Source organism: Dankookia rubra (genome assembly GCF_004355005.1).
Lineage (GTDB): Bacteria > Pseudomonadota > Alphaproteobacteria > Acetobacterales > Acetobacteraceae > Paracraurococcus > Paracraurococcus ruber_A.
The window spans coordinates 1-25,478 of sequence record NZ_SMSJ01000073.1 but is presented as its reverse complement, the minus strand read 5'-3'; the positions used below and the strand labels follow the sequence as shown (position 1 = coordinate 25,478).

At 71.0% G+C, this 25,478-nt stretch carries 28 protein-coding genes and 1 pseudogene; 18 read left to right on the top strand and 11 right to left on the bottom strand.

Going from position 1 to position 25,478, the window contains the following annotated elements:
* Positions 1-202: 202 nt before the first annotated feature.
* Entirely contained in the window at positions 203-514 is a 312-nt protein-coding gene (locus E2C06_RS28300) for a hypothetical protein (RefSeq protein ID WP_133291938.1), read from the top strand.
* Between the two features lie 93 nt (positions 515-607).
* Here the strand turns inward: E2C06_RS28300 and E2C06_RS28295 are convergent, their stop codons facing one another.
* A complete protein-coding gene (locus E2C06_RS28295; RefSeq protein WP_133291937.1) occupies positions 608-1,255 on the bottom strand; it encodes an aspartate/glutamate racemase family protein in 648 nt (215 codons plus the stop codon).
* Positions 1,256-1,482: 227 nt separating this feature from the next.
* Here E2C06_RS28295 and E2C06_RS28290 point away from each other — a divergent pair, with 227 nt between their 5' ends.
* Positions 1,483-1,974 (top strand): DUF983 domain-containing protein, encoded by a 492-nt coding sequence (locus E2C06_RS28290; protein WP_241671508.1) that lies wholly within the window; start codon positions 1,483-1,485, stop codon positions 1,972-1,974.
* Positions 1,967-2,497, top strand: coding sequence for a UPF0262 family protein (locus E2C06_RS28285; protein WP_133291936.1), 531 nt, complete (start codon positions 1,967-1,969; stop codon positions 2,495-2,497). The genes E2C06_RS28290 and E2C06_RS28285 overlap by 8 nt, the downstream gene beginning before the upstream one ends.
* A 29-nt stretch (positions 2,498-2,526) precedes the next feature.
* On the opposite strand, the gene pal is transcribed toward E2C06_RS28285, so the two are convergent.
* Positions 2,527-3,048, bottom strand: a complete 522-nt coding sequence (pal, locus tag E2C06_RS28280) for a peptidoglycan-associated lipoprotein Pal (RefSeq protein WP_133291935.1) — start codon at positions 3,046-3,048, stop codon at positions 2,527-2,529.
* Between the two features lie 131 nt (positions 3,049-3,179).
* On the opposite strand from pal, the gene E2C06_RS28275 reads away from it, so the two are divergent.
* The 4 genes from E2C06_RS28275 (at position 3,180) to E2C06_RS37975 (ending at position 6,981) form a co-directional block, all read left to right on the top strand.
* Complete coding sequence (locus E2C06_RS28275; RefSeq protein ID WP_133291934.1) at positions 3,180-3,821, top strand: glutathione S-transferase family protein; 642 nt, start codon at positions 3,180-3,182, stop codon at positions 3,819-3,821.
* Positions 3,822-3,917: 96 nt separating this feature from the next.
* The gene (gene mtnA / locus E2C06_RS28270) at positions 3,918-5,009 is read left to right on the top strand and encodes an S-methyl-5-thioribose-1-phosphate isomerase (RefSeq protein WP_133291933.1); all 1,092 of its coding nucleotides are present in this window, start codon (positions 3,918-3,920) and stop codon (positions 5,007-5,009) included.
* Between the two features lie 120 nt (positions 5,010-5,129).
* Positions 5,130-6,701, top strand: coding sequence for a porin (locus E2C06_RS28265; protein WP_133291932.1), 1,572 nt, complete (start codon positions 5,130-5,132; stop codon positions 6,699-6,701).
* 127 nt (positions 6,702-6,828) lie between these two features.
* Positions 6,829-6,981, top strand: coding sequence for a hypothetical protein (locus tag E2C06_RS37975; RefSeq protein WP_165982717.1), 153 nt, complete (start codon positions 6,829-6,831; stop codon positions 6,979-6,981).
* Positions 6,982-7,246: 265 nt separating this feature from the next.
* Here E2C06_RS37975 and E2C06_RS28260 read toward each other — a convergent pair whose 3' ends face one another.
* Positions 7,247-7,498: a hypothetical protein gene (locus tag E2C06_RS28260; protein ID WP_133291931.1), complete on the bottom strand. Its 252-nt coding sequence runs from the start codon at positions 7,496-7,498 to the stop codon at positions 7,247-7,249.
* A 292-nt stretch (positions 7,499-7,790) separates the two neighbouring features.
* Between E2C06_RS28260 and E2C06_RS28255 the strand changes: the two genes are divergently transcribed.
* Together E2C06_RS28255 and E2C06_RS28250 are read left to right on the top strand one after the other, a co-directional pair.
* Positions 7,791-8,657 (top strand): transporter substrate-binding domain-containing protein, encoded by an 867-nt coding sequence (locus E2C06_RS28255; RefSeq protein ID WP_133291930.1) that lies wholly within the window; start codon positions 7,791-7,793, stop codon positions 8,655-8,657.
* Positions 8,657-9,496, top strand: a complete 840-nt coding sequence (locus E2C06_RS28250) for an amino acid ABC transporter ATP-binding protein (protein WP_133291929.1) — start codon at positions 8,657-8,659, stop codon at positions 9,494-9,496. The genes E2C06_RS28255 and E2C06_RS28250 overlap by 1 nt, the downstream gene beginning before the upstream one ends.
* 20 nt (positions 9,497-9,516) lie before the next feature.
* On the opposite strand, the gene E2C06_RS28245 is transcribed toward E2C06_RS28250, so the two are convergent.
* Positions 9,517-10,104 carry a hypothetical protein gene (locus E2C06_RS28245; RefSeq protein WP_133291928.1) on the bottom strand — a complete coding sequence of 196 codons (588 nt, stop codon included), beginning with the start codon at positions 10,102-10,104 and terminating at the stop codon, positions 9,517-9,519.
* A gap of 83 nt (positions 10,105-10,187) precedes the next feature.
* Here E2C06_RS28245 and E2C06_RS28240 point away from each other — a divergent pair, with 83 nt between their 5' ends.
* Together E2C06_RS28240 and E2C06_RS28235 are read left to right on the top strand one after the other, a co-directional pair.
* The gene (locus E2C06_RS28240; protein WP_133291927.1) at positions 10,188-10,868 is read left to right on the top strand and encodes an amino acid ABC transporter permease; all 681 of its coding nucleotides are present in this window, start codon (positions 10,188-10,190) and stop codon (positions 10,866-10,868) included.
* Between the two features lie 10 nt (positions 10,869-10,878).
* Positions 10,879-11,559 (top strand): amino acid ABC transporter permease, encoded by a 681-nt coding sequence (locus E2C06_RS28235; protein WP_133291926.1) that lies wholly within the window; start codon positions 10,879-10,881, stop codon positions 11,557-11,559.
* A gap of 87 nt (positions 11,560-11,646) precedes the next feature.
* Here E2C06_RS28235 and E2C06_RS28230 read toward each other — a convergent pair whose 3' ends face one another.
* Positions 11,647-12,057, bottom strand: coding sequence for a hypothetical protein (locus tag E2C06_RS28230; protein WP_133291925.1), 411 nt, complete (start codon positions 12,055-12,057; stop codon positions 11,647-11,649).
* 129 nt (positions 12,058-12,186) lie between these two features.
* Between E2C06_RS28230 and E2C06_RS28225 the strand changes: the two genes are divergently transcribed.
* The 4 genes and pseudogenes from E2C06_RS28225 (at position 12,187) to E2C06_RS28205 (ending at position 16,887) form a co-directional block, all read left to right on the top strand.
* Positions 12,187-13,221: an MBL fold metallo-hydrolase gene (locus E2C06_RS28225; protein WP_133291924.1), complete on the top strand. Its 1,035-nt coding sequence runs from the start codon at positions 12,187-12,189 to the stop codon at positions 13,219-13,221.
* A gap of 260 nt (positions 13,222-13,481) precedes the next feature.
* Positions 13,482-15,088: pseudogene (locus tag E2C06_RS28215) on the top strand (DUF262 domain-containing protein).
* The gene (locus E2C06_RS28210; protein ID WP_133291921.1) at positions 15,081-15,890 is read left to right on the top strand and encodes a PIN-like domain-containing protein; all 810 of its coding nucleotides are present in this window, start codon (positions 15,081-15,083) and stop codon (positions 15,888-15,890) included. The pseudogene E2C06_RS28215 and the gene E2C06_RS28210 overlap by 8 nt, the downstream one beginning before the upstream one ends.
* Before the next feature lie 49 nt (positions 15,891-15,939).
* The gene (locus tag E2C06_RS28205) at positions 15,940-16,887 is read left to right on the top strand and encodes a Bug family tripartite tricarboxylate transporter substrate binding protein (RefSeq protein ID WP_133291920.1); all 948 of its coding nucleotides are present in this window, start codon (positions 15,940-15,942) and stop codon (positions 16,885-16,887) included.
* 63 nt (positions 16,888-16,950) lie between these two features.
* On the opposite strand, the gene ltnD is transcribed toward E2C06_RS28205, so the two are convergent.
* Positions 16,951-17,862 carry an L-threonate dehydrogenase gene (gene ltnD, locus E2C06_RS28200; RefSeq protein WP_133291919.1) on the bottom strand — a complete coding sequence of 304 codons (912 nt, stop codon included), beginning with the start codon at positions 17,860-17,862 and terminating at the stop codon, positions 16,951-16,953.
* Positions 17,863-17,997: 135 nt separating this feature from the next.
* Between ltnD and otnC the strand changes: the two genes are divergently transcribed.
* Positions 17,998-18,675, top strand: a complete 678-nt coding sequence (otnC, locus tag E2C06_RS28195) for a 3-oxo-tetronate 4-phosphate decarboxylase (RefSeq protein ID WP_133291918.1) — start codon at positions 17,998-18,000, stop codon at positions 18,673-18,675.
* A gap of 138 nt (positions 18,676-18,813) precedes the next feature.
* A complete protein-coding gene (locus E2C06_RS28190; RefSeq protein ID WP_133291917.1) occupies positions 18,814-19,719 on the top strand; it encodes a GGDEF domain-containing protein in 906 nt (301 codons plus the stop codon).
* A 176-nt stretch (positions 19,720-19,895) separates the two neighbouring features.
* Here the strand turns inward: E2C06_RS28190 and E2C06_RS28185 are convergent, their stop codons facing one another.
* The 3 genes from E2C06_RS28185 to E2C06_RS28175 all read right to left on the bottom strand — a co-directional run bounded on the left by E2C06_RS28185 (position 19,896) and on the right by E2C06_RS28175 (position 21,683).
* Positions 19,896-20,369, bottom strand: a complete 474-nt coding sequence (locus E2C06_RS28185; protein ID WP_133291916.1) for a DUF3237 domain-containing protein — start codon at positions 20,367-20,369, stop codon at positions 19,896-19,898.
* Positions 20,370-20,393: 24 nt separating this feature from the next.
* Entirely contained in the window at positions 20,394-20,810 is a 417-nt protein-coding gene (locus tag E2C06_RS28180) for a rhodanese-like domain-containing protein (protein WP_133291915.1), read from the bottom strand.
* Between the two features lie 234 nt (positions 20,811-21,044).
* Entirely contained in the window at positions 21,045-21,683 is a 639-nt protein-coding gene (locus E2C06_RS28175) for a transposase (RefSeq protein ID WP_133291914.1), read from the bottom strand.
* Between the two features lie 293 nt (positions 21,684-21,976).
* On the opposite strand from E2C06_RS28175, the gene E2C06_RS39820 reads away from it, so the two are divergent.
* Entirely contained in the window at positions 21,977-23,506 is a 1,530-nt protein-coding gene (locus E2C06_RS39820) for a calcium-binding protein (protein ID WP_133291913.1), read from the top strand.
* Between the two features lie 87 nt (positions 23,507-23,593).
* On the opposite strand, the gene E2C06_RS28165 is transcribed toward E2C06_RS39820, so the two are convergent.
* The gene (locus tag E2C06_RS28165) at positions 23,594-24,895 is read right to left on the bottom strand and encodes a DUF2254 domain-containing protein (RefSeq protein WP_133291912.1); all 1,302 of its coding nucleotides are present in this window, start codon (positions 24,893-24,895) and stop codon (positions 23,594-23,596) included.
* Between the two features lie 201 nt (positions 24,896-25,096).
* Positions 25,097-25,478: helix-turn-helix transcriptional regulator (locus E2C06_RS37970; protein WP_206664723.1), on the bottom strand; the 382-nt coding region annotated here is incomplete at its 5' end.

Sequence of the window (25,478 nt, the reverse complement as noted above, 5' to 3'; positions counted from 1 at the left end):
GCGATGCCGGCCACACCACGATCAAGATCGGCGACGACAGCATCCGCCTGGATGGGGTCGGCAAGGACGATTTCCTGTCGCACCTGACCAGCTGGGTGAAGATCGTCTGATCCAGCGACCGCACGACGCGCCGGCAACCGCAAGGGGGCCGGCGCGCTGCGCCTTCCGGGCGCCGCCTCCGGCGCCGGGAGACCCGCCCGCCATGCGCCGACACCCGTTGCCCGCCTGCCTTCTCCTCGCCCTGCCGCTCATCCTCCCCGCCGGCCCCGGCCGGGCCGAGACGCCGGCTGAACAGGCCTCCCGCCAGTTGCAGCAGGAGATCCGCCAGGACCGGGCCGCCGAGGCGGGCGAGGCGGCGGCGCCGCGCCCCCCGGCCGCCACCCCCACCACCAGCGCGATCGAGGCCGACCGCCGTTCGCTCCAGCCCGATGTCGGCCGGCCGGAGGAAGCCGGCGCGCCGATCACCGGCGGCGAGCGCGCCGCAACGGGCGGCGGCCGCAACCCGCAGCGCTGAATCCCCCGGCCGCGGCCCCGTCCCGCGGCCCCCCTGCCCCGCGGCGATCGCCGCCCGCAGCCTGGGCGCTCGGCCTGGCCCCCGCCCCGGCGGTCAGGGCCGCATGGCGGCGAGCAGCGCCATGGCGCCGGCGGCCTCGCAGGGCTCGATCACCGGCAGACCGGAGGCCTCGGCGACCAGCGCGGCATGGCCGGCCAGGCCGGTGCAGCCGAGGATGATCGTCTCCGCCCCCTGCTCCGCCAGGCGGCGGGCGGCGGCGGCGATCCGCCCGCGGGGCGCCTCCGGCTCGCAGAGCACCTCCATCGGCAGGTCGAGCGGCTCCCAGGCCGCGAGCCGGGCCTCGAGCCCCATGGCCTGCAAGGCGCGGCGCTGCCGGGGCTGGCTGGCGGCGACAAAGCCGATGATGCCGAAGCGCTCGGCCCGGGTGACCGCGGCGGCGACGGCGCAGCGGAACATCCCGAGCACCGGCCGGCGGGTCGCCGCCCGCACCGCCTCCAGCCCGGGGTCGGAGACGCAGGCGATGACGTAGGCCGCGGCGGGTTCGCGCTCGACCAGGCCGCAGAGCGGCAGGGCGACGCTGTGCCAGTCCTCCCAGCTGGCGATGGCTGGGGGGCCTTCGGCCAGGCGGGTCACCTCCAGCGCCAGGCCCGGCGGCAGTGGCAGCGGCGCCAGGGCCGCGGCGATGCCGCGGGTGCAGGCCAGGGAAGCGTTCGGGTTGATGACCAGGATGCGGCGGGACATGGCCGAGCCTTGCCGTCCCGCCCGCAGGCGCGCAAGTCCCGCGGCGGCCCTGCCCGGGGCCCGGCCGCGCGGCGGGGCGTCGTCCAGGGAACGCGCAGCCAGGGAACGCGGGGCGGCGCCGCAGCGCTTGAACCGGCATGGGTCGCGGGCCGATATTGCATCGCACAAGACGCCAGTGACCAATGCATCATCCCGACAGGCCGGCCTACCGGCCAGGAGACCACATCATGCCCTGGACCCCCGAGAGCGCCGCCACGAGTCCGGGCGACGGCATGTCCGCCATGGGTACGCTGCCCGGCCCGGCCAAGGACCTCGGCACGCCGCCGCTCTGGGTCGCGGTGCGGCGCGGCCTCGCCAATCGCTGCCCCTTCTGCGGCGTCGGCAAGGTGTTTTCCGGCTACCTCACGGTGACGCGGGAATGCAGCAATTGCCATGCGCCGCTCGGCCTGCTGCGGGCGGACGACGCACCGCCCTATTTCACCATCTTCCTCGCCGGCCACATCCTGGTGCCCGGCGTGCTCTGGGTGGAGAAGACCTACGAGCCGCCGATGTGGCTGCACATGGTGGTCTGGTTGCCGCTTTTCGCAATCATCTGCACACTGCTGTTGCGCCCCATCAAGGGCGCGGTGGTGGGGTGGATGAGCACGCTCGGATTCGTCGCGCAGGAACAGGAGGCCGAGGCAGCGCGGGAGGCCGCGGCGCGCGCCCCGCATGCCTGACCGGACGCGGCCCGCAGCGGCCGGCGGCGCCATCGCGCTGCCCGAGGAAGACCCGGCGCTGCGGCGTCTCGAGAACATCGTGCTGCCGGACGCGACGGCGCTCCTCTCGGCCTATGCCGAGGCGGACCGGCGCCAGGCGGTGGCCGACCTGCTGGGCGAGAACCGGTTCGACCCGACCGGCGTGCCCGGCGGGCCCTTCGCGCTGTACCTCTGCGTCCGCGACGGCCGGCTGATCTTCGACATCCGCGACGTCCTGGACGTGCCGGTGCGGGCGGTGGTCCTCGCGCTCGGGCCCTTCCGGCGGCTGATCAAGGACTACCACATGATCGTCGCCAGCCATGAGCAGGTGGTGGCCGAGGGCGGGCACGAGGCGCGGATCCAGGCGATCGACATGGGCCGCCGCGGCCTCCACAACGAGGGGGCGGAGCTGCTGACCGCGCGGCTCGAGGGCCGGATCGGCCTCGACTTCGAGACGGCCCGGCGGCTCTTCACCCTGGTCTGCGCGCTGCACCAGCGGATCTGAACCGACCCGCCCGCAGCCGCGGCGCGGCGCTACTGGACCGTCGTCACCGCCCGCCGGTTGCGCGCCCAGGCCTGCTCATCCGAGCCGAGCTCCGCCGGCCGGTCCTTGCCGTAGCTGATCGTCCGCAGCCGCGACCCGGCGACGCCGCCGCTGACCAGCAGGTCGCGCGCGGCATTCGCCCGGCGCTGGCCGAGCGCCAGGTTGTACTCGCGGGTGCCGCGTTCGTCGGCATGGCCCTCGATCACCGCCTGGACCTGGCGGTACTGCGCCAGCCATTGCGCCTGGCGTTGCAGCACCGGCCGCTGGTCGGCGCCGACCGAGGCGCTGTCGGTGGCGAAATAGACCCGGTCGCCGGCGGTCGCGGCGAGGTCCTCCTGGCTGCCGGGCTGGCCGGCGCCGGCCCGCATCCCGCCGGCGGTGCCGCCGAGGGCGGAACCCGCGGCGCCGTTCGGATCGACGGCGGCATTGCCGGTGCTGGCGGTATTGGCGCTGTCCGAGCAGGCGGCGGCCAGCAGGCCGAGCGCCAGGGCCGCAACAGGGGCGAACTTCATGACAATCTCTCGCTTCCGTAAGGATGGGCCGCGGCAATCGGACGCCCCGAATCGGGCAGGCCCTCATCCCAAGGCTTGCCTCCACCGGCCCCGGCGGTGCAAGCCGGATCAACGAAGCCGGAGGAAATGCCATGCTGACCGTGCACCACCTGGGCAAGTCGCAATCGGAACGCATCGTCTGGCTCTGCGAGGAACTCGGGCTCGACTACGACCTGAAGCACCATGTCCGCGACGCCCGGACCATGCTCTCGCCGCCGGAGCTGAGGGCGCTGCACCCGATCGGCTCCGCCCCGGTGATCACCGAGGGAGCCATGGTGCTGGCCGAATCGGGCGCCTGCATGGAGTACATCATCGCCCGGCATGGCGGCGGCCGGCTGTCGCTGCCGCCGGGCCACCCCGGCTATCCCGACTTCCTCTACTGGCTGCACGAGGCCAACGGATCGCTGCAGCCGGCGATGGGCCGGCGGATGCTGATCGGGCGGCTGCAGGTTCCGTCCGAGAACCCGGTGCGGCAGGCGGCGGAGGAGCGGCTGGACCGCGCGCTGCGCTTCCTCGATGCCCGCGTGGCGGCGGTGCCCTGGCTGGCGGGCGAGGAATTCACCGCCGCCGACGTCATGATGGGCTTCCCGCTGACGACGATGCGGTACTTCGCGCCGCTCGACCTCTCGCCCTATCCGGGCATTCTCGCCTACCTGCAGAGGATCGCGGCGCGGGAAGGCTATCAGCGCGCCATGGCCAAGGGCGACCCGGGGATGCCGCTGCTGCTGACCTGAACGGCCAGGCGAACCGGGAGGGGTCGCCGGGCCCCGGCCGGTCCACCCCGCGAGGCGCGGGTTTACTTTCGGGCATCGCCGTCGCATCTGACCGCCATGAAGATCGACGGCACCCCCTATCGCAGCGTCTGGGTGGATGCGGATGGCTGGTCCGTCCGCATCCTCGACCAGACGAAGCTGCCCTGGCAGCTCGACATCCTGCAGCTGACCGAGGCGGACCAGGTGGCGCATGCCATCCGTTCGATGCAGGTGCGCGGCGCGCCGCTGATCGGCGCGGTCGCCGCCTACGGCGTGGCGCTGGCCTTGCGCGCCGATGCCTCGACCGCCGCGCTCGACCGCGCGGTGGCGATGCTGGGCGAGACCCGGCCGACCGCGATCAACCTGCGCTGGGCGCTCGACCGCATGCGCGCCCGGCTGCACAACCTGCCCGAAGGCGACCGCGTGGCCGCGGCCTATGCCGAGGCGCAAGCGATCGCCGACGATGACGCCGAGACCTGCCGCCGGATCGGCCTGAACGGCCTGCCGCTGCTGCAGGAGATCGCCGCCCGCAAGCCGGGCGAGACGGTTAACGTCCTGACGCATTGCAATGCCGGCTGGCTGGCGACGGTGGACTACGGCACCGCCCTGTCCCCGATCTACCAGGCGCACGACGCCGGCATCCCCGTCCATGTCTGGGTGGACGAGACCCGGCCGCGCAACCAGGGCGCCGCGCTGACCGCCTTCGAGCTCGGCAAGCACGGGGTGCGGCACACCGTCATCGCCGACAATGCCGGCGGCCACCTGATGCAGCATGCCGAGGTCGACATCTGCATCACCGGCACCGACCGCGTCACCCGCCAGGGCGACGTCGCCAACAAGATCGGCACCTACCTGAAGGCACTGGCGGCGCGCGACAACGGCATCCCCTTCTGGGTGGCGACGCCGCATTCGACCATCGACTGGCGGGTCGGCGACGGCGTCGCCGAGATCCCGATCGAGGAGCGGGCGGAGGCCGAGGTCACCGACCTGACCGGCCGCACCGCCGACGGGCGGCTCGAGACCATCCGCGTCGCCGCCGAGGGCAGCCCCGCCGCCAACCCGGCCTTCGACGTGACCCCGGCCCGGCTGGTGACCGGGCTGATCACCGAACGCGGCCGCTGCGAGGCGAGCGCGGCCGGGCTGCGCGGGCTGTATCCCGAAGCCGGCTGACCCGGGGCGGCATGTCGCCCCGCTGCCGCAAGGTCACGGAAACGACCGGATCACCCGCGCGCCCCGGCAACCGGGAGCGGGCACAGCGTCTTCTCAGCAAAGTTGCGGAGACGACGACCGATGGCCGCTACCACGCGCCACACCGAAGCCCGGCTGGTCGCCGGCACCATGGGGCTGGGCCTGCTGCTCGCGCTGGGCGCCGCTCCCGCCCGGGCGCAGGACGCCGCCCGGATGGAGGCGATCGAGCGGCAGATCCGCTCCCTGCAGTCCGAACTCGGCAAGATGCGCCGCGAAATGCAGGCGCGCGAGGCGGAGACCCGCGCCGCCAAGCAGGAGGCGGCGCAGGCCCGCGGCGAGGCGCGGCAGGCGCAGGCCACCGCGCAGCGCCGTCTGGATACCGTGCCGCCGCCCGCCCCAGCCGCCGCGGGGCAGCCCGCGCAGGCGCCGCCGGCCGAGCAGGTCCGGCTCGGCTTCCCCTCGGGCCGGCCGACCGTCACCTCGGGCGACGGCCGCTTCCAGGCCTTCCTCGGCGGGCAGTTCCAGTACGATGTCGGCGGGGCGGTGCAGGGCAACCTCAATCCCGGCGCCTCGCGGCTCGACAGCTTCGGGCAGAACCTGCGGCGCGGGCGGCTCTTCTTCGGCTTCCGGTACGACGACCTGCAGCTCAACGTGACGCCCGATTTCGGCGGCTCGCCGGACGGCTCGGTCGGGCTCTACGAGGCCAACCTGAACTGGACCCCGGTCAAGCCGCTGACCCTGACCCTCGGCTACTTCAAGCCCTGGATCACCTTGCAGGACTCGATGAGCTCGAACGACTTCCTGTTCCTCGAGCGGCCGAGCATCGTCGAGATCGCCCGCAGCATCGCCGCCGGCGACGGCCGGTCCGTGGTCGGCGGCCGCTGGACGCAGGACCGCTGGTTCGCCTCCGCCTACCTGACCGGCGACAGCTATGGCGGCAACAACACGACGCAGGCCACCAGCGGCCAGACCGGCGGCGTCGCGCGGATCGCCGGGCGGCCCTGGACGGATGCCGATGCCGACCTGCATCTCGGCCTTTCCGGATCCTATGCCTTCGACATCCGCCGCACCGGCTCCGGCCAGAGCCTGCAGCTCCGCGACCGGCCGGAGCTGCGGATCGACCAGACCCGGCTGATCGACACCGGCGCGCTGCCGGCGGAGAAGGCCTATACCTACGGGCCGGAATTCGGCCTGCGCTGGCGCAATTTCCTGCTGCAGGGCGAATACATCCGGATCGGCGTGGACCAGGCCCGCAGCGGCGCGGCGCCGCGGCCCGACCTTGAATTCGACGGCGGCTATGTCGAGGCGAGCTGGGTCATCACCGGGGAGCCGCGGAAGTACACCACCTCCGGCGCCGCCTTCGCCAGGCCGGTGCCGGCCGAGCCCTTTACCCTGGACGGCGGCGGCTGGGGCGCCTGGGAGGCGATGGCGCGCTGGAGCGTCGCCGACCTGAACGACCACGTGACCCGCGGCCGGGCCCAGGCGGCCACGGGCGGGGTCTATGGCGGGCGGCAGGAGGTGATCGGCACCGGCCTGTCGTGGTACCCGAACAACTACCTGCGCTTCATGCTGAACTGGGACATCGTCAACGTGGACCGGCTGAACGCGGCGGGGACGCAGCAGATCGGCCAGCGCTTCCACAGCATCGCGCTGCGCTCGCAGCTGGCCTTCTGAGGGCGGGCGCGCGGCCCGCGTGGTGCGCCCCCGGCAGTCCATTATGGCCGTCGCCCGCTTGCACCGGACCCGCGGCACCCGTCCTCCCGGCGCGCGCTCCGTGCAGCGGGCGGACGCGGAGCGGGGCATGGACTCGCTCGCTGGAACCATGTGGAAGCTCGTCGGGGTCGGGGCCGGCAACGCGGCGGGGCAGGACGTGCCCTCGCCGATCGGGCGGCATCCCACGGGCTTCGTGATGTTCACCGGGGACCGCATCCCGGTGGCGGTGACGGACGCGTGACCGGCCTTGCCGACGGGCGCAGCCTCGCGGCCGCTGCCGTCCTAGACCGGAAACTGTCGCTTCGACGGGGCGGAAATCGCTGCCGCGACGGATGCCGCGGCCAGCCCCGACCCGCTGGCGGAGCAGCTGCGGGAGATGCGGTTCGAGGGTCCGGCGCGCTTCATCGCCGCCCCCCCAGGAATGACCTGATCGGCGAGGGCCTGCGGCTCGCCCTCATGCGGGAGAGGCTGGGCTGAAGCGGGCCCCAGCGGTTCCGCAGTCCGCCCTAGCCCAACCCGTTGGCGCGCATCCCGGTGCTCCGCAGCCCGCCGCCCTGGCGCAGCGGGTCGGCCGCGGCGCTGCCGCTTTCCAGCAGCACCAGGCCGCCGATCAGCAGCAAGCCCGCGCCGCAGGCGGCCCAGAAGGCGAGCATGGGCGGCACCCGGCCGGGCGACAGCGCGTCGCTCAGCAGCAGCGCGACGAGCGCGGTGATCATCATCATGGCGCTCCCGATCAGCGCGCAGGCGAAGCGTTGCATCCTGTGTGTCCTTCGGCATTCCGGTGCGGGCGAAGCGCCCCTCGGCACCTTTCAACACCCGCGGCTTGGCACGAAGGAGCCGGCAGTGGGGCGTTTCTGTGGCACGTGGGTCGCGACCGCAGGTGCGCCGCGACCACCCTGCGCAAGGCATGGGCATCCGGCCGCACCGGCGCCCAAGCGGCAGCCAGTCCGCGGCACCGGAGGCGCCGAAGCCGGCCCCGGGCCCGATTGCGCCCCCGCGACGGATGCGGGAGGCTGCCGCCGACCACCGTCCCGCCGGAGCCACGACCCCATGCGCCTGCTGCTTGCCACCCTCTCGCTCTCTGCCGGCCTCGCCTCGGCGGCGATGGCGCAGACCGTCACCATGGGGGCTGCGGGCAACGGCCAGCCGCCGCTGCGCTGCGGCGTCGACGGCACCTTCGCGCCGCATGCCTTCCCGACCATGGGCGGCGGCGTGCAGGGCTTCCAGATCGACCTCTTCGACGCCATCGGCAAGAAGCTGGGCCGTCCGGTGGAGATCACCTCGGCCAGCTTCTCCGGCCTGATCCCGGCGCTGAATGCCGGGCGCTACGACTTCCTCTGCGCGCCGACCACGGTGACGCCGGAGCGCGCGGCGAACCTGCTTTTCACCGAGGGTTATCTCTGGACCGAGCTGCAATTCGGCATCAAGCGCGGCACCCCGCCGATCAAGTCGGAGGAGGACCTGCGCGGCAAGGCGATCAGCGTGAACAAGGGCACGCCCTACGAGCAATGGGTCACGAAGAATGCCGAGCGGCTGAACCTGACACTGCTCGCCTTCGACAGCCAGGCGGATGCGGCGCAGGCCGTCATCCAGGGCCGGGCCTTTGCCAACCTCTCGGGCAATACGGTCATCAAGTACTCGGCCAGCCGCACGCCGCAATACGTCGCCGATTTCAGCCTGCCCGGCACCCGCTTCCACTGGGCGACGCCCTTCCGCCAGGACAGCGCCGCGGCGCGGAACGAGATGGAGAAGGCGATCGAGTGCCTGAAGCGGGACGGCACCATCGCCGGCCTGTCGAAGAAGTGGTTCGGCGCCGAGCCGAAGGAGGACGACGCCGAGCGGGTGGTCTTCCCCGGCTTCGGCCCGCCCGGCCTGCCCGGCTACGACGCGACGCCGAACACCGCCGCCTGCTCGTGATGGCGCCGGATGGCCGGAGCGCCGCAGGGGGCGAGGGCCTGCATCGGCCGCCGGAAAACCCGGCGGAGGCCGCGCCGCAGCCGGCCCCGGCCCCCCTCGCCGCGCGGCCGATCGTCGAGGCGCGCGGCATCCACAAGCATTTCGGCCACCTTCATGTCCTGAGGGGCGTCGACCTGGTGGTGGCAGAGCGCGAGCTGGTCTTCGTCATCGGCCCGTCCGGATCCGGCAAGTCGACCCTGCTGCGCTGCCTGAACCGGCTGGAGGAACCCTCCGCCGGCATCATCACGGTGGACGGCATCGACATGCTGGACCGCCGCACCGACATCAACGCGGCGCGGCAGCGGATCGGGATGGTCTTCCAGTCCTTCAACCTCTACCCGCACATGACCGCGCTGGGGAACGTGGCCCTCGCCTTGCGGAAGGTGCAGGGCAAGCCGCGCGCCGAGGCCGCCGAGCGGGCCCGCGCGGCGCTGGCCCGCGTCGACCTCGGCGACCGGGCCGACCACTATCCCGGCCAGCTATCCGGCGGCCAGCAGCAGCGGGTCGCCATCGCCCGCGCCATCGCGCTCGAGCCGCGGGTGATGCTGTTCGACGAGCCGACCTCGGCGCTCGACCCCGAGCTGGTCGGCGGCGTGCTGCAGGCGATGCGGGAGTTGCGGAAGGACGGCATGACCATGGTCGTGGTCAGCCACGAGATGGCCTTCGCCAAGGCTGCCGCCGACCGCGTGGTCTTCATAGCGGATGGGCTGATCGTCGAGCAGGGCCCGCCCGCGGCCATCTTCGGCAGCCCGCAGCACGAACGGACGCGGGCCTTCATCGGCCAGATCGCGCGGCACTGATGCGGTCGGGTGCCGAAGAGTCAGGTGGCAGGGCTGTCGCAGCTCTGCGGCGCGCGGGTGAAGGCGATCCAGGCATTGCCGGCGCGGAGGCACCCGAGCTCCCATTTCCCCTCGAAGGTCTTGCCGTTGATGCTCAGCCGGCCCTGGCCGTGCGGGCCGCTGAGGAACCAGCCGCCCTCGTAGACCAGGCCGGCGGCGGGAACCGAGAAGCGGCCGCCGGTGAAGCGGTCCTCGCGGTAGGCGCCCTCCTCCTGCACCCGCAGCTCGCCGGCCTCGTAGTGCGAGAGGCGGCCGGTGCCCTCCGCCTTGCCGCGGCGGAGCGGGCCTTCGTAGATCATCTGCTTCTCCCGCCCTGCCTCCCGCCAGGAGGTGACGGCGCGGCCCTCGCCCTCGGCGGGGCCGTCCGGGCAGGAGCCGGTCCAGGTGGCGGTGAGGTCGCGGGTCTCGGCGCCGAGGCCACCGATCCAGAGCCAGCAGCCACCGGCGCCGTCGCTGACGAAGCCGTCGCGGCCGCCCGGGACGGCGCGCTCGGCCTCCGGCGGGGGCGGCGCGGCGGCGCCGAGCAGCAGGGCGAGCAGCGCGAGGGCGGGGCGGGAGGCTGGCGGCATCGAGGCACGATCCTTCGGCGATACGTCCCGGTCTGCACCCGCGGCGAGCCGCCCGGCAAGCATGGCGTGGCGAGGGGCGCGGCATGAGCAACTGGGACCGCTTCCTCAACTCCTTCTTCAACGCCCGGGTTGCCTGGGACTACCTGCCGAAGATCGCCGACGGCTTCGTGCTGACGGTGGTGCTGGCGCTCTGCGTCATCGCCACCGGGCTGGCGGCGGGGCTGGCGCTGGCGGTGGTGCGGGCGCTTGGGGTGCGCCCGCTGAACTGGCTGATCATCTTCGTGGTCGACCTCTTCCGCGCCCTGCCGCCGCTGGTGATCATCGCGCTGCTCTATTTCGGCCTACCGGCGGCGGGGCTGTCGCTGTCCGGCTTCGCCGCCACCTGGCTGTCGCTGTCCTGCGTGCTGATGGCGTTTTCCGAGGAGATCTTCTGGGCCGGCATCACCGCGACGCCGAAGGGGCAGTGGGAGGCGGCGCGCTCGACCGGGCTAGGGTTCCTGGCGACCCTCGGCTGGGTGGTGCTGCCGCAGGCGGTGCGGATGGTGATCCCGCCGCTGACCAACCGCACCATCGCCATCACCAAGGGGACGGCGCTGGGCTCGGTCGTCGCGGTGTCGGAGATCCTGGGCGCGGCGCAGGCCGGCGTGTCCTTCAGCTTCAACCCGACGCCGCTGACCCTGGGTGCCGCGGCCTATGTCGTGCTCTTCGTCCCGGTGGTCATCCTCGGCCGCTGGATCGAGACGCGCTTCGCGTGGAAAAGATGAGGGCTGACCCATGACCCTCGACGACTTCCTGCTGGCCTTCTTCTCGCTCGAGATTCTCGAGCAGGCCTGGCCCATCCTTTGGCAGGGCTTCAAGATGACCCTGCTGCTCTCGGCCATCGTGGTCCCGCTGGGGCTGGCAGGGGGCATCATCCTGGCGCTGCTGTCCACCGTGCGGCACCCGCTGGTGCGCTGGCCGCTGATGGCCTGGGTCGACCTGTTCCGCGCCCTGCCCCCGCTCGTCCTGCTGATCTTCGTCTATGCCGGCCTGCCCTTCGCCGGCTTCGAGGTCTCGGCCATCGGCGCGGTCGCCATCGGCTTCTTCCTCAATACCGGCGCCTATTACGGGGAGATCCTGCGGGCCGGGATCGAGAGCGTGCCGCGCGGCCAGCAGGAGGCCGCCCGCAGCACCGGCCTGACGCGGTGGCAGACCATGGCCTACATCGTCCTGCCCCAGGCGGTGCGGAACGTGCTGCCGGACCTGATCAGCAACACGCTGGAGGTGGTGAAGCTGACCTCCATCGCCTCCGTCGTCGCGCTGCCCGAACTGCTGTTCCAGGCCCGCCAGGCGCAGAGCGTGACCTACAACGCGACGCCGATCATGGCCGCCGCGGTGATCTACTTCATCCTGCTCTGGCCGGTGGTGCGGCTGCTGAGCCGGCTGGAGAACCGGCAACTCGCCGGCGGGCGCTGAGGCGGGCCATCCGGAAGGCCGGGCGGGACGAGCCGCCCCGCCTGGAAGCCGGGTCCCGCCGCGCGGACGGCCGCCTCCCCCGGCCACCTATCGGCCGCGGTGCTCCGGCGGAATGGGCAGGTTGCTGGCCGGGTTGGTGTCGTGCCGCGTGAGCCGCACCGGCAGCCCTTCCAGCAGCGGCAGCAGCGCCGCCTCGAGCGCATCGGCCTCGGCCTCGGCGTAGACCTCCCGCCCGCCGATCCGCAGCGCGAAGGCCGCGGCGTGCCTGCGCCGCTTCGCCGGGTCGGCCAGCGCGGCACGGGTCCAGCGGGCCAGCGGGTCGGCGGGGTCGGTGGCCTCGGCCAGGTAGGCTTCGAAGGCCGCGAGCTGGCTGACCGGCACCGCTCCATGCGCCGCCAGCACCGCCGCCAGCGGCCGCAGCGCCGGGGCCTCGAAGCCGGCCCCGGCCATGCCCTCGGGCAGGTGGAGGCGGAGCTGGTGCTGCCAGGCGACGGTCATGGGCGGGCTCCTCCGGCGGATCCCGGAGTCTTGGCGAGGCGAAGCGCCGGCGCAAGGACGGAAGGCGCGACCGCCGCGCGCCGACGTGCCATCATCGCCCCGCCCGAGCCCCAAGGGGAGCGCTGCCCGATGATCTTCCGCCAGCTCTTCGACAGCACGTCGTCCACCTATACCTACCTGCTCGCCAGCCGGCATGGCGGGGAAGCGCTGATCATCGACCCGGTGCTCGACCGGGTGGACCGCTACCTCAAGCTGATCGAGGAGCTGGACCTGCGGCTGGTCAAGGCGGTCGATACCCACCTGCATGCCGACCACATCACCGGGCTCGGCGCGCTGCGCGACCATACGAAGTGCATCACCGTGATGGGCGAGCAGAGCGGGGTCGACGTCGTCTCCATGCGGGTCGGCGACGGCGACCGGCTGTCGATCGAGGGGATGAGCCTCGGCGTCATCTACACGCCCGGGCATACCGACGATAGCTACTGCTTCACCCTGGCCGACCGCGTCTTCACCGGGGACACGCTGCTGATCCGCGGCACCGGCCGCTGCGACTTCCAGAACGGCAGCGCCCGGGCGCAGTACGAGAGCATCTTCAACCGGCTGCTGCGGCTGCCGGACGAGACGCTGGTCTTCCCGGCGCATGACTACAAGGGCGACAGCGTCAGCACCATCGCCGAGGAGCGGGCGCACAACCCGCGGCTGCAGGTGAAGAGCGTGGAGGAATACGAGGCGCTGATGGCGGGCCTCAAGCTGGCGAACCCGAAGATGATGGACGTGGCGGTGCCGGCGAACATGCGCCAGGGCCTGCACCAGGAGGAGGTGGCGAAGCGCGGCTGGGCGGTGGATGCGCGGGCGGCGCAGGCGATGCTCGGCCGGCGCGACGTGGTGCTGGTGGACCTGCGGGAGCGCGGCGAGCGGGAGCGGCATGGCTGCATCCCCGGCGCGCTGCATGCGCCCTATCCCGGGCTGATGGAGAGCCTGGCGCCGGGCGGGATGCTGTTCGAGCTGGCGAACGCGACGGGGAAGCGGCTGGTGTTCTTCTGCGCCTTCGGGGAGCGGTCGGCGATGGCGGTGCAGGCGGCGCAGGATGCGGGGTTGAGGGACGCGTGCCATGTGGAGGGGGGGATGGGGGCGTGGAAGAAGGTGGTCGAAATGGGGGAATAAAGCCGATTGCCCAACGCCATCGCATGGTCTTGGTCTGATGCTCAACGCGCAGCTTTGTTGCGAGATCCAACCGACTGCTCTTGTCGGTGTGCTAACCCCTGGTCGCCGGATGGGCCGGCTTCGACCTAGATTGTTTGTATCGATGATCTTATCGCTAAAAACGCCTAGCCAGATCAGCCTCAGATGTTCGAAGGCGCTTTGCCTAACGCTTCAAGGCAGCTACGATCTAGGGCCATCCTAGACGGGCCTGGAGATTAGTAGTGGACACCCCGCTAAACGCAGCAGCGAGCACAGCTGGATCCATCTTTTCGGCATCAGAATTTGAGGTCCCACCTTACCAGCGGGAATATTCATGGCAGGAGGATGAGGTACGAGAGTTTTTCCACGACCTACAGCGAAGTCTTGATGACGAGACATATTTCCTGGCCTTATAATCCTTACAGATGAACAAGGGAAGAAGAAGATTGTCGACGGCCAGCAACGAATAGTTACTCTTACGTTACTTTCGGCTGCACTTTATCACGAAGCTAAAGCGCGAAAACGCGGCGCCCTCGCCGACCGGCTTTCTGCAAATTTCTTATATTCAATTAACTACGAGACCGATGAAATTAATCCTCGAGTCGCACTGACTGATGCGGCAGACAATACGACTTTACAATACATCATCGCAAATGGATCAGTGCCAGCCGACACTGATGCCGCCTCCGTCAGCGCTGAACTTATAAAATCGTTTTCTTTTCTTCGAAAAGAACTTCGAGAAGACCTCAATCAAGATCCATTTAAAAGACTAGGCAAATGGACGGAATTTATCACGCATAAGCTTTATTTTGCTGTTTTTATCCATCCCACACCAGCATCTGCGTATCAAGTATTTGAGGTTATTAACACACGAGGCCGAGACCTCACTACCGCGGATTTACTGAAGAACTTTACAATAAGTCAATCTCCGCCAGCAATGCGGGGGTCGGTGTATGAGAGATGGAAGAACATCGCAGAGAATTTCCAGAGTGATGGCGCGAATTTTGTTCAGTATATCCGGCATGCGGTCACAGTTGGAAGCGGACATATACTTCCCAAAGACCTATTTTCTTTTTTGGCAGCAAGGAAGCCTCGCGTATCTCGATCGCCCCCGACAAGCATTCAACTTCTTGAATTGCTTGAACAGCGCCTTCCTTTGTACCTACAAATGATCGACACGAGCTTGCCGGGCCCAGCAGGATCCGCGGCTCTTGGGGTTTTTGGCGCACTTAATCGGCTGAACGTCATAACGGTAAGGCCATTGATGATGGCCATTTTTGATGTGCCTGACAGAGAGAAAGGTCTGGAACAACTTCTCCGCCTGGTCACAAGACGCATCGTGGTTGGCAATTTAGGCACTGGCAATATCGAGCGGCGATTTGCCGAGACAGCGCGGCGCGTTCACCAAATCGGTTCTTGGCAGGAACCCCTATTAGATCTCCTAGACTTAAGTCCCGAAAAAGATACCTTTAGAGAAATTCTGCAAAAACGGACTCTAAACAAAGACGTATTATTCTATCTTAAAAATGCAATATGTTCCAAATGCCTTTTACCTAAAGTATATTATCCTCTGCACTTTATAATCCCAAAAACTATGCAGCATCACCCAAGCTTTTTTGAGGGTGAGCTGTCTTACTGGGGCAATACAATTGGCAACACGTTCCTAAGCACATCGGACAAGCGTTTGGGTGCGGCTGAGTGGAGCGACTTCAAGAACGTAATGCTACCCACAGCAGCGCCAGGAGAATATGTCGAGTTGTTGGACCAGTATGGCGATTGGGACGCAAATGCGATTCGTACTTCTGGAAAAATTGCGGCTGAAATTGCGGCAGAGATTTGGTATGGCTGAAAACAATGCGCTATCCGCCGACGATCTGGATTTTTTGAGGATCGTATCCATATTGAAGCGCCAGGTAGATGTTGCAGTTTTGCCCGCATTGATTCAAGCAGTGAAGGCCGTTTCGGCAACGGCAGATCTGACGACTGCGGCAATCGTGATTGATGCAAATGCGGTCTTACGCATTCCTGGGCACCGCAAGAGCGCAGATATAATAGATTATCTCGGTGGTGTGCACACCAAACCAGTTATACTGCCGGGACAAGTTATCCAGGAATTCTGGAATAATCAACTCAGCGTTGCGAATACCGTTTACAAAAACATTCAGGCGAAAACCATAGAATTAAACAAGGAGATTACGAAAGCCGCCGAAATTGGGGTGATTTCTGTAGAGCGTATTGGAGCCGCAGTTGATGAATTCAGAAGAGAAAATGAACATTCATTCGATCCAGAGTTGGTTCAAAAAACGTCTTCTTTTTTAGAGCGACTGCAATCATCTGTTTTGGTACCCCATGCTCCACGTACAGGGCTCCAAGAACTTGCGTTACAACGCAAACTCGCAAAAACTCCCCCTGGTTTTAAAGACGAAGGTGATGGAGATTTTCTAGTATGGGTCGATGCGCTATGGGGTCTTAGCAAGGCGAGGCGGGACGGAGCAGTGTTCAGCGACGTCATCTTGTTGACTAACGACAAGAAGATTGACTGGTGTCGCGGCTTCACCGCACATCCGATTTTGCATGCTGAATTAAAAGCAGTTTTGGGCGTTCATTTTGAAGTTTGGACGCTTGATCATTTTGTCACTAAAATTGCGTGAGTTAACTGGTGGCAGACGTGAGAAAGTAAGTGCTTTCAGGCTGTGCCCCATGCCTCTCCCCCGTCGCACCCTCCTCGCCCTCCCCCTCGCCACCCCGGCTCTCGCCCAACCCTCCCGCCCCATCCGCCTCCTCGTCGGCTTCCCGCCCTCCGCCATCCCTGACCTCGTCTCCCGCATCTTCGCCCCCGCACTGACGGAAGCCCTCGGTCAGCCCGTCCTGGTCGAGAACCGCCCCGGCGCCGGCGGCGCCCTGGCCGCCGAGGCGCTGCTGCGCGCCCCGGCCGATGGCCAGACGTGGATGATGATGGCCCAGTACCTGCCCGTCCTGCCCGCGGTGCAGCGCAACGTCCCGTTCGAGGTGGCGGAGGTCCTGCCGCTCGCCGGCACCGCCCAGGCGCCGCTGGTCCTGCTGGTGCCGCCCGGGCTCGGCGTCGCCGACCTCGCCGGCTTCGTCGCGCTCGCCAAGGCGCGCGGCGAGGGCCTGGCCTATGGCCATTCGGGCCTGGCCAGCGCGCCCAACCTCTCGATGGCGCTGCTCGCCGAGAGCGCCGGCATCGCCCCCCTCGCGGTCGCCTACAAGGGGGAGCCGGAGGTGCTGAACGGGTTGCTGACCGGCGCGGTGCAATGCGGCTTCGGCTTCCTCGCCGGCGCCAGCGCGCAGGTCGGCGCGGGCCGGCTGCGCGGCCTCGGCATCACCACGGAAGGGCGGGCCGCGCTGCTGCCGGAGGTGCCCACATTCGCCGAGCTCGGCCATCCCGCGGTGCGGATCGGCGCCTGGTGGGCGGTGGCGGTCCCGCGCGCGACGCCGCCGGCGATCCAGGCCCGCATCGCCGAGGCGGTGACCCGCGTCCGCGCCCTGCCGGAGACCCGCGCCCGCCTGCAAGCGGCAGGCTGCCTGCCCCTGGACCTCGAAGGCCCGCCCCTGCTGGCCCACATGGCCGCCGAGAGCGCCCGCCAACTGGCGCTGTTCGCCCGCCTCGGCGTCCGCCCCGAATAGACGGCGGCCAGACTCGGAAAAATAGATGAGGGGGCCTGGGGGAGAATACCTTCTCCCCCAGCCTTACTGCTTCCGCTCCGGCAGCTCCGCCCCCGACAGCATCGCGTAGACCCGCGCCAGCGAGCTGTCGTCGTCCCGCCCCATCCCCGCCCCGGCCGCCGCCAGGTACATCTGCAGCGAGGCCGCGGCGAGCGGCGCGGGGAAGCGTTCGCTCCGCGCCATGTCCTGCACGATGCCGAGGTCCTTGACGAAGATCTCGACCGCGCTGGCCGGCCGGTAGTCGCCGTCCAGCACGTGCGGCATGCGGTTCTCGAACATCCAGGAATTGCCGGCCGAGGCCGTGATGACCTCGTAGACGCGGCGCAGGTCGAGCCCCTGCTTGGCCGCCAGGGTCATCGCCTCGCAGGCCGCGGCGATGTGGACGCCGGCCAGCAGCTGGTTGATCATCTTGAAGGCGGCGCCGGTGCCCGCGGCCTCGCCGAGCTCGTAGACCTTCACCGCCATGGCCTCGAGCGCCGGGCGGGCCGCCGAGAAGGCCTCCGGGGTGCCGGAGGCCATGATGGTCAGCTCCCCCTTCGCCGCGCGCGCCGCGCCGCCCGAGATCGGCGCGTCGAGGTAGTGCCGCCCCGTCGCCTCCAGCCGCGCGGCGAGCCGCCGGGCGACCGCCGGGTCCATGGTGGCGGAGGAGACGAAGACCGCGCCGGGCCGCATGGCCCCGGCGATGCCGCCTTCCCCGAACAGCACGGCCTCGGTCTGCTGCGCGTTGACGACGACGGAGACGACGATGTCGGCCGCCGCCGCCGCCGCCGCGGCATCCGGGGCGCCGCGGCCGCCGGCCTCCGTGAAGCGGGCGACGGCGTCGGGGTTCACGTCGGTGCCGGTGGTCTCGAGCCCGGCGCGGAGGCAGCTCCCGGCCATGCCGGCGCCCATGGAGCCGAGGCCGATGACGGCGACGCGGGGCAGGTTGGTGGTCATCTGGGCGTGGTCCTCCCTGGGCGGCGGGCGGTCCGCGCCGCCCGGCCTGGTCCTCGATAGCGGATCGGCGCGCCAGCGTCTTGGGGCCGGGCCGCGGCGGGCGGTAAGGTCGGCCGACGGGGAATGGAGGCGAGGATGTCCGGGACCAGGCTGCGCGAGGCGATCTGCCGCTTCGGCCGTTCGCTGTTCGAGCGCGGGCTGACCCCCGGCTCCTCCGGCAACATCTCGGTCCGGACGGAGGACGGCGGCTGGCTGGTGACGCCGACCAATGCCTCGCTCGGCTGGCTCGACCCGGCGCGGCTGTCGAAGCTCGATGCCGCCGGGCGGCTGGTTTCCGGCGACAAGCCGACCAAGGAGATCCCGCTACACACGGCGGTCTACGAGACGCGCGGGGCGGCGCAGGCGATCGTCCACCTGCACTCGACCCATGCGGTGGCGCTGACCATGCTGCCGGAGATCGACCCGCGCGCGGCGCTGCCGCCGATGACGCCCTACTACCTCATGAAGGCCGGGCAGACCGCGCTGCTGCCCTACTACCGCCCGGGCGACCCGGCGGTGGCCGATGCGATCCGCGGGCTCGCCGGCCGCTACAGCTCGGTCCTGCTGGCCAACCACGGGCCGGTGGTGGCCGGCGACACGCTGGAGGCTGCGGTCTTCGCCACCGAGGAGTTGGAGGAGACGGCGAAGCTCTACCTGCTGCTCCGCAACCTCAACCCCCGTTATCTCTCGCCGGCGCAGGTGCAGGACCTGGTCACCCATTTCGGGGTGGAGCTGCCGGCCGGGACGCACGACCACCCGCACGACCATGGCTGAGCGGCCCGGGCCGGATCGGCGTCGTAATTTCTGGATCATCCGCGGATAAGCGGCAAGATCGTCAATCAATGGTAGATGATTATCCTTTTGCGAACCGTTTGCTGTATAGATCGGTGACCCAGCCACGGATTGACGCGCATGCTCGGCTCCGGCGAGCTCCTGTATATCGGCATGCGGGTGGTGCTGGTCGGGCTGTGGCTGACCGCCGCGCTGGCCACCGCCCGCTTCACCCGCCAGCTCGACGCCCGGCCGCGCCGCCTGGCGCTCTGCGGGACCGTGCTGCTGGTGCTGCCGGCGGCGATGTCGGCCTACGACATCTGGGACAATGCCGTGGCGCGGCCGCTCGACCCGGTCGGCCCGGGCAGCTGGATCTGGCTGGTCTTCGACGGGCTGGCGCCGATCTTCTGCCTGCTCCTGCTGCGCACCCTCGATGAGCGCAACGCGGCGCAGGAGGCGCTGCGGAGGCTGGCCTCGACCGACCCGCTCACGGGCCTCGCCAATCGCCGCGGCTTCTTCGCCCAGGTCCCGGCGCCGCTGGCCGCGGCGCGTCGCCGGGGCCAGGCGGCCAGCCTGATGCTGCTCGACCTCGACCGCTTCAAGGCGATCAACGATGCCTGCGGGCATCCGGCGGGGGACGAGGTGCTGCGCCATGCCGCCGCCGTGCTGCGCGGGGTGCTGCGCGCCGGCGACCTGCCGGTGCGTTGGGGCGGCGAGGAATTCGCCGTCCTCCTCCCCTTCACCACCCCGGCCGAGGCGGCCAGCCTGGCGGAGCGGCTGCGCCTGGCGCTGCGCGCCGAGGTGCCGCACCCGGCCGGCGGCGATGCCGTGATCACCGCCAGCTTCGGCCTCGCCCCGATCGGCGGCGACGGGGCGGAGGCGGCATTGTCCCAGGCGATCCGCGATGCCGACCGGGCGCTGTACCGCGCCAAGGCCGCCGGCCGCGATCGCGTCGTGGTCGATCGCGGCGGGCCCGATCCGATGGCCGTCCCCGGCCTGTCCTGGGTCGACCCGAACTGGCGGGCGCCGGCGCTCCGCGCGTCCTGAACGGACGCGGATCGCCGCAGGGCCGCAGGACCCGAAGGCGTGGCGCCGCGCCGTTGAACTCCAGCGGATCGCCGCGGGGCCATGGCCCGGAGGCGTGACGCCGCGCCGCGGGACCGGCGCGCGGCGCCGGCGGGCAGACCTTCCCGCCGGCCGGACCGCGCGCCGCGCGGGACGTCCTACCGCACCACGTAGACGTCGTAGGTCGGCCCGGCCGGCGGGCGCTGGCCGACGCCGACCGCGAGCACCCGGTTCAGCCAGGCGAGGTCCGGGTCGCTCGTCTCGAAGCGGATGGCGATGCGGAAGTAGTAGTCCGCCGGGTCCACCGCCTCGCCGCGGCCGAGCCGCGCCAGCACCTCCGGCGGGCCGTGCCGCACCCCGCTGTACTGCATGAAGAAATGCTGGCCGCGGTCGGTCCGCATCACCAGCCGGACATCCATGTGCGAGGTCCCGTCCGGCTCCGAGCGCAGCCAGTCGGCGGTGGTGCCGGGGACCAGCTCGCCGCGCAGGGACGGGCCCTCGAAGCTCCCGCCGGTGACCGGGATGACGCGCAGCTCCTTGCCCCCGGAGGTCGCCGCCATCTGCGGCGCGCCGGCATGCAGGACCATGCGGAAGAGGAATTCGCTGTTCAGCGGCAGCGGCGTGGTGGCCATGTGTCTCGTTCCTTTTTCCGTCGTTCAGCGCTGCCGCCAGGGCAGCCCGTCGGCCTTCCAGCCCGCGACCTTGCCGCGATGCCCCTCGGCATCCACCGGGCCCTCGAAGCCGTCGGCGACGTTGAAGGCGTGCGGGAAGCCCTCCGCCTGCGCCGCCATCCCGGCCGAGAGGCTGCGGACGCCGGAGCGGCAGATGAAGAACAGCTTGTTCTCCGGCGTCAGCCCGGCCCGGCGCAGGTGCTCGGCGAAGGCGCCGTTGACCTGCATGGAGGGATAGACCTGCCAGGGCACCAGCAGCGGCTGCTTGCCCGCCTCCGCCAGGTCGGGCAGGCCGACGAAGTTCCACTCGGCATCCGTCCGCACGTCGATCAGCACGGCATCGGGGTCGGCGCGCAGCGCCTCCCAGGTCTCGGCGGGGGAGATGTCGGGCACGGACGGCATGGCGGGGCAGGCTCCTGGCGCAGGGGTGCGGGAGCATGGAGCGCGATGCGCGGGGCGTCCATCCGGGCGGGGCGGCGGCGAATTTTACCGTTCTTGAAGCCGCGGAATCGCGGGTTTCGGACAAAGCCCCGGGGCGCGCCGCGGCGCGCCCCGGAAAGGGCGCTGCCCGCCCCAGCCCCTTCCACCAGGGGGCGCTCGGCCGCCTTCGGACACACCGAAGGGCAACCCGCGCCGTCACGGCGGGGCCCAGCGGCGGTGCCAGGGCTTGCCCGCGAAGTGGCGCTGCAGCCGGAGCCAGTCGCGCAGCTCGGCCATTGGCAGCCGCAGCGGGCAGCTGCGGTATTCCCGCATCATGGTCACCATCGAGGCCCGCACCTGCTCGAAGAACAGCGGCCGGGCCAGGTAGACCGGCAGCACCGGCATCGCGGTCAGCAGCCCCAGCTTTTCCGCCATGACGGCGGCATCCAGGCCGAGGATCCGCATCGCCCGCCGCGCGGCGCGGCAGATGAAGTACTCGATCCGGCGGAGTGCCGGCGGGGCGGCCGGGCTGGCGCAGGCGCCGACCAGCCGCATCCAGAGCCCCATCCTGGCGAGCCGGCGGAAATGCCGGCTGACGGTGTCCGGCTTGCCGTAGTCCGCCGGCAGCGTATGCCAGGGCCGGCCGGAAACGGCGACGCGGAAGATGCCGTCCAGGCGCTGCCGGGCGTCGCGCAGCGGCCGCCCCTCGCCCGTCGCCACGACCTTCAGGTGGGGCAGGAGCGCGGCCCATTCGGCGTCCGTCAGCGGTGCCCAGGCGCGCTTCGGGGTGTAGCGGCGGTGGGAAGGATGGTCGGCGCGGAGGCGGGCGCGGGCGGCTTCGGCTGCGGGGGACATCGGCGGGGCTCCCTGGCCGGCGGAAGGAGGCAGCAGGATATAGGATTATATTCTTTTTCTCAACCGAAATCGGCCGTCCCGGCCGGTTTCGGCCGGCTGGAAGGCAGGGAACGGGCACCCGGCCGGCTCCCCTCGGCGCCGGCCTCGCACCCCGCCGCCCCGCCCGGTTTCTCCGCAGCATCCGTCCTGCACGCCTGACACAGCCGTGAGTTTCGCATCCGGAACGCGCTGCCCGCCGGTACCGCCCATGCCGGCGCAGCCCGCTGCCGGCCAATCCCGACGGGAGACGCCTCTTGGACCACGACCAACACGACCAGGCCGCGCATGACCACGCGGCCGGCGGCGACGACCAGATGATACCCGCCGCGCCCGACGCGGTGCCCTTCGCCACCCGGATGCAGGGCGGCAAGGGCGCCGATGCGCTGGCCGCCACCGATCTCGGCCGGGTCGAATTCACCGCCCTCAACCATTCCGGCGTTACCGGGCATGCGGAGCTGGCCCGCGACGGCGACCGGCTGACGGTCCGGGTCGTCGCGGACGGGCTCGAGCCCGGCCAGACGCATATCCAGCACATCCACGGCCGGATCGCCGAGGATGGCACGGCCGTGGACTCGAATACGCCGGGCCCCGCCTCGGACCAGGACGGCGACGGCTTCGTCGAGCTGGCCGAGGGGCTGCCGCAATACGGGCCCATCCTGCTCAACCTGGCGACGCCGCAGGGTGCCGGGCTGGACGGCTTCCCGACCGCCCCGGACGGCAGCATCCGCTACGAGCAGAGCTTCGACCTGACGCGCATGGCCGGCTTCGGCGACGGGGTGGGTGCGGGCAACCTGCTGCCGCTCGAGCTGCGCGAGATGGTCATCCACGGCCTCAGCGTGGACGGCGCGGCCGGCGCGGGCACGCCGGGCGAGATCGACGGCCAGGCCGGCTACAAGCTGGTGCTGCCGGTCGCCTCCGGCGAGATCGCGGCGGTCGGCTCGCGGCTCTCGGGCGGCGGCGGCGCCGATACGCTGACCGGTGCCGGCGGGGCGGATACCCTGGCCGGCGGCGCCGGCCATGACATGGCCCGCGGCGGCGGCGGCGACGACATCCTGCGCGGCGGCGGCGGCGGCGACATGCTCCTCGGGGATGCCGGCTTCGACCTGCTCGACGGCGGGGCGGGCGCGGATTCGCTGTTCGGCGGCACGCAGAACGACGTGCTGCGGGGCGGCGCGGGGGACGACGAGCTGCACGGCGATGCCGGGCCGGGCGTCGCGCGCGGCGCGGATCTCGGCGCCGACCGGCTCGACGGCGGCGCCGGCGACGACCGGCTGCATGTCGGCGACGGGCTGGACGTGCTGACCGGCGGTGCCGGCCAGGACGCCTTCATCTTCAGGTACATGGCCCCGGTCTCGCCCGCGGCGGCCGGCACGGCGCCGGCCTTCGCCAGCCTCACCGACTTCAGCGCCGCCGAGGACAGGCTGGTCTTCGACGCCGCCGGCCTCGGCGAGGACGCGGCCGGCGCCGACTTCCTCGACGGCAGCGGCGGCGCGGGCGGCCAGGTCGCCAGCTTCTTCAGCGGCGCCGCGGCCGATTCGGCCGGCGAGGGCGTCATGGTCCTCACCGACCAGGCCTTCGCCTCCGGGGCGCTCGCGGTGCAGGCGGCGCAGGGGGAGCAGGCCGGCGACATGGTGATCTACTTCAACAGCACCGTGGGCGTCGCCAGCCTGCTGGTGGTGTCGGCGCCCGACACGGCGGCGTCGATCGCTCGCTTCACCGACATCACCGCGCTCGACCAGCTGCGGACGGCCGGGTTCACGGCTGGCGATTTCGTCTTCGCCTGAACCCGGACCACCGCGGCGGGGGCGGCTTGCCGTCCCCGCCGCACGCGCGACGCCCGGGCGGACCGGCAGCGGGCGGGCGCGCCGGCGTCACCGGCCCGGCCGCGGCGGCACCGGCCGGCGCGCCTCCAGGGCGGCGAGGTCGCCGGGGTCGGCGATGCCGATCCGCCCGGCCGCGACGACCAGCCCGGCATGGCGCAGCAGCTCCGCCTGGCGCTCCGCCCGCCGCTCGACCGCCATCACCCGCCCCAGCGTCTCCAGCAGGTGGATCAGCACCGCCGGCGACGCCGCGGCACTCTGCCGGATCATGTGGAACATCGCGTCGCAGAGCCCGGCATAGTCGGTCACCTGGCGATGCAGCACGACCCGGCCCTCGCGCACGACCGTGGGGCGCGGCAGGCGGCGCGGCGCGACCAGGCAGAGCGTGGCGCCCAGCCGGTCGAGCACGGCGATCGCGGTGAAGGGGTCGTTGATGCCGGGGGAGAGCGCCCGCGTCGCCACCTCCACCAGTTGCCGCACCGCGAATTCCAGGTCCTGCGCCGCCGCCTGCCGGGCACCGAGGGTGAAGGCGGCCCGGATCGCCGCCTCGGCGGCCTCGCCGGCCGGCGCGCCGGCCACCTCGGCCACCGCGGCGCCGGGGAAGATGTACGCGCCGGGGCGGGCCAGCAGCACCACGACGGCGCCCTGCCCGGCCGCCCAGTCGGCCAGCGCGGCCTGGTCCACGGCGCGGAGATAGCCCTGCCCGGCCAGGGTCACGGGACGCCCGGCCGGCGCGGCGCCGAAGGGAGGATCGGCGGGAGGATCGTCGGCGACCTCGCCATCCCCGCGGGACAGCCGCTCGACCGCCGCCGACAGCTCTGCATGCACCAGGTCGATGACCGTCTCGACGTTGATCCCGGTGGCGACGTGGTGGACGAACCAGACCAGGGTGCCGACGCAGGCCAGCGCCAGCAGCAGCGCGCCGGTGACGCCGAGATGCGGCACGAAGGCCGTCTCGTCGACCGAGCGGACGGTCCGCAGCACCACGAGGGAGTAGGCAAAGGTGCCGAGGAAGATGCCGAGCGCCAGCTGGTTGCCGCGGTCGCGCACGAAGTTCCGCAGCAGGCGCGGCCCCATCTGGCCGGAGGCCAGCGACAGGGCGGCGACGGTGATCGAGAAGGTGGTGCCCGCGACGCCGATGGTCGAGGAGGCGACGGCGCTCAGCAGCGCCCGGGCGCCGGCCTCGCCGCCGCTGTAGATCCAGGCGCGCGGTACCCCGGGCAGGGTCAGCCCGGCCTGCTCGGTCAGGACGGCGACCTCGCCGAGCACGACCCCCGCCAGCACGAGCAGGGACGGCCGGATCCAGAAGATGTCGCCGAGCGCCTCCAGCCATTCCCGGAACCGGCCGGTCATCGCCAGGCTCCGGCTGATCGCGTCGCGCCTGCTGCATCCGGCATCGGGAACCCTCGGTGGCAGCCGGGTCGAACGCGCCAGGCGGGGAAGCGTCGCCGACCCGGGTCGGTCCGGGCCCGGGGCCGCCGCCGCCGCCCATGCCGGGGCCGGCGGGGTCGAGGTCGGTCGCCCTGCCGGCACCCGGCCGGCGCGCGGCATCCCTCAGCCTGTCGGCCCCGGCAGGGCGGCGCCGGCCGGGCCGCGCAGCACGAGCGTGAGCAGCTCCGCCTGGCGGTGCGTGCCGGTGCGCTCGAAGGCACGCTGCAGCAGGGTCTTGGCGGTGTTGAGCGTGATGCCCATGCCCTCCGCCGCCGCCTTCAGGTCGCGGCCGGCCAGCAGGCCCAGCACCAGCTCGGCCTCGGCGCGCGGCAGGTTGTGCAGCCGCGCGACCAGCGCCGCCGGTGGCTCGTGCCGCCGTTCCGGATCGGTCAGGACGAGCAGGGCCGCCGCGGCGGCCGGCTCCCCCCAGGCGCCGGCCGAGGCCGCGCGCCGCAGCGGCGCCACCAGCACGGACAGCGCCGCGCGGCCCGAGGGGCGCGGCAGC

Bases quoted from the DNA above. Each gene is read 5' to 3' on its own strand.
- E2C06_RS28185 (WP_133291916.1), bottom strand. From the start codon at position 20,369: ATGGCCACCACGCCGCTGCCGCTGAACAGCGAATTCCTCTTCCGCATG.
- E2C06_RS28190 (WP_133291917.1), top strand. From the start codon at position 18,814: ATGCTCGGCTCCGGCGAGCTCCTGTATATCGGCATGCGGGTGGTGCTG.
- E2C06_RS28180 (WP_133291915.1), bottom strand. From the start codon at position 20,810: ATGCCGTCCGTGCCCGACATCTCCCCCGCCGAGACCTGGGAGGCGCTG.
- E2C06_RS28300 (WP_133291938.1), top strand. From the start codon at position 203: ATGCGCCGACACCCGTTGCCCGCCTGCCTTCTCCTCGCCCTGCCGCTC.
- E2C06_RS28230 (WP_133291925.1), bottom strand. From the start codon at position 12,057: ATGACCGTCGCCTGGCAGCACCAGCTCCGCCTCCACCTGCCCGAGGGC.
- E2C06_RS28165 (WP_133291912.1), bottom strand. From the start codon at position 24,895: ATGACCGGCCGGTTCCGGGAATGGCTGGAGGCGCTCGGCGACATCTTC.
- E2C06_RS28255 (WP_133291930.1), top strand. From the start codon at position 7,791: ATGCGCCTGCTGCTTGCCACCCTCTCGCTCTCTGCCGGCCTCGCCTCG.
- E2C06_RS28175 (WP_133291914.1), bottom strand. From the start codon at position 21,683: ATGTCCCCCGCAGCCGAAGCCGCCCGCGCCCGCCTCCGCGCCGACCAT.
- E2C06_RS28290 (WP_241671508.1), top strand. From the start codon at position 1,483: ATGCCCTGGACCCCCGAGAGCGCCGCCACGAGTCCGGGCGACGGCATG.
- E2C06_RS28250 (WP_133291929.1), top strand. From the start codon at position 8,657: ATGGCGCCGGATGGCCGGAGCGCCGCAGGGGGCGAGGGCCTGCATCGG.
- E2C06_RS28205 (WP_133291920.1), top strand. From the start codon at position 15,940: ATGCCTCTCCCCCGTCGCACCCTCCTCGCCCTCCCCCTCGCCACCCCG.
- otnC (WP_133291918.1), top strand. From the start codon at position 17,998: ATGTCCGGGACCAGGCTGCGCGAGGCGATCTGCCGCTTCGGCCGTTCG.
- E2C06_RS37975 (WP_165982717.1), top strand. From the start codon at position 6,829: ATGGACTCGCTCGCTGGAACCATGTGGAAGCTCGTCGGGGTCGGGGCC.
- E2C06_RS28210 (WP_133291921.1), top strand. From the start codon at position 15,081: ATGGCTGAAAACAATGCGCTATCCGCCGACGATCTGGATTTTTTGAGG.
- E2C06_RS28275 (WP_133291934.1), top strand. From the start codon at position 3,180: ATGCTGACCGTGCACCACCTGGGCAAGTCGCAATCGGAACGCATCGTC.
- pal (WP_133291935.1), bottom strand. From the start codon at position 3,048: ATGAAGTTCGCCCCTGTTGCGGCCCTGGCGCTCGGCCTGCTGGCCGCC.
- E2C06_RS28245 (WP_133291928.1), bottom strand. From the start codon at position 10,104: ATGCCGCCAGCCTCCCGCCCCGCCCTCGCGCTGCTCGCCCTGCTGCTC.
- E2C06_RS28285 (WP_133291936.1), top strand. From the start codon at position 1,967: ATGCCTGACCGGACGCGGCCCGCAGCGGCCGGCGGCGCCATCGCGCTG.
- E2C06_RS28240 (WP_133291927.1), top strand. From the start codon at position 10,188: ATGAGCAACTGGGACCGCTTCCTCAACTCCTTCTTCAACGCCCGGGTT.
- E2C06_RS28295 (WP_133291937.1), bottom strand. From the start codon at position 1,255: ATGTCCCGCCGCATCCTGGTCATCAACCCGAACGCTTCCCTGGCCTGC.
- E2C06_RS28235 (WP_133291926.1), top strand. From the start codon at position 10,879: ATGACCCTCGACGACTTCCTGCTGGCCTTCTTCTCGCTCGAGATTCTC.
- E2C06_RS28260 (WP_133291931.1), bottom strand. From the start codon at position 7,498: ATGCAACGCTTCGCCTGCGCGCTGATCGGGAGCGCCATGATGATGATC.
- mtnA (WP_133291933.1), top strand. From the start codon at position 3,918: ATGAAGATCGACGGCACCCCCTATCGCAGCGTCTGGGTGGATGCGGAT.
- ltnD (WP_133291919.1), bottom strand. From the start codon at position 17,862: ATGACCACCAACCTGCCCCGCGTCGCCGTCATCGGCCTCGGCTCCATG.
- E2C06_RS28225 (WP_133291924.1), top strand. From the start codon at position 12,187: ATGATCTTCCGCCAGCTCTTCGACAGCACGTCGTCCACCTATACCTAC.
- E2C06_RS28265 (WP_133291932.1), top strand. From the start codon at position 5,130: ATGGCCGCTACCACGCGCCACACCGAAGCCCGGCTGGTCGCCGGCACC.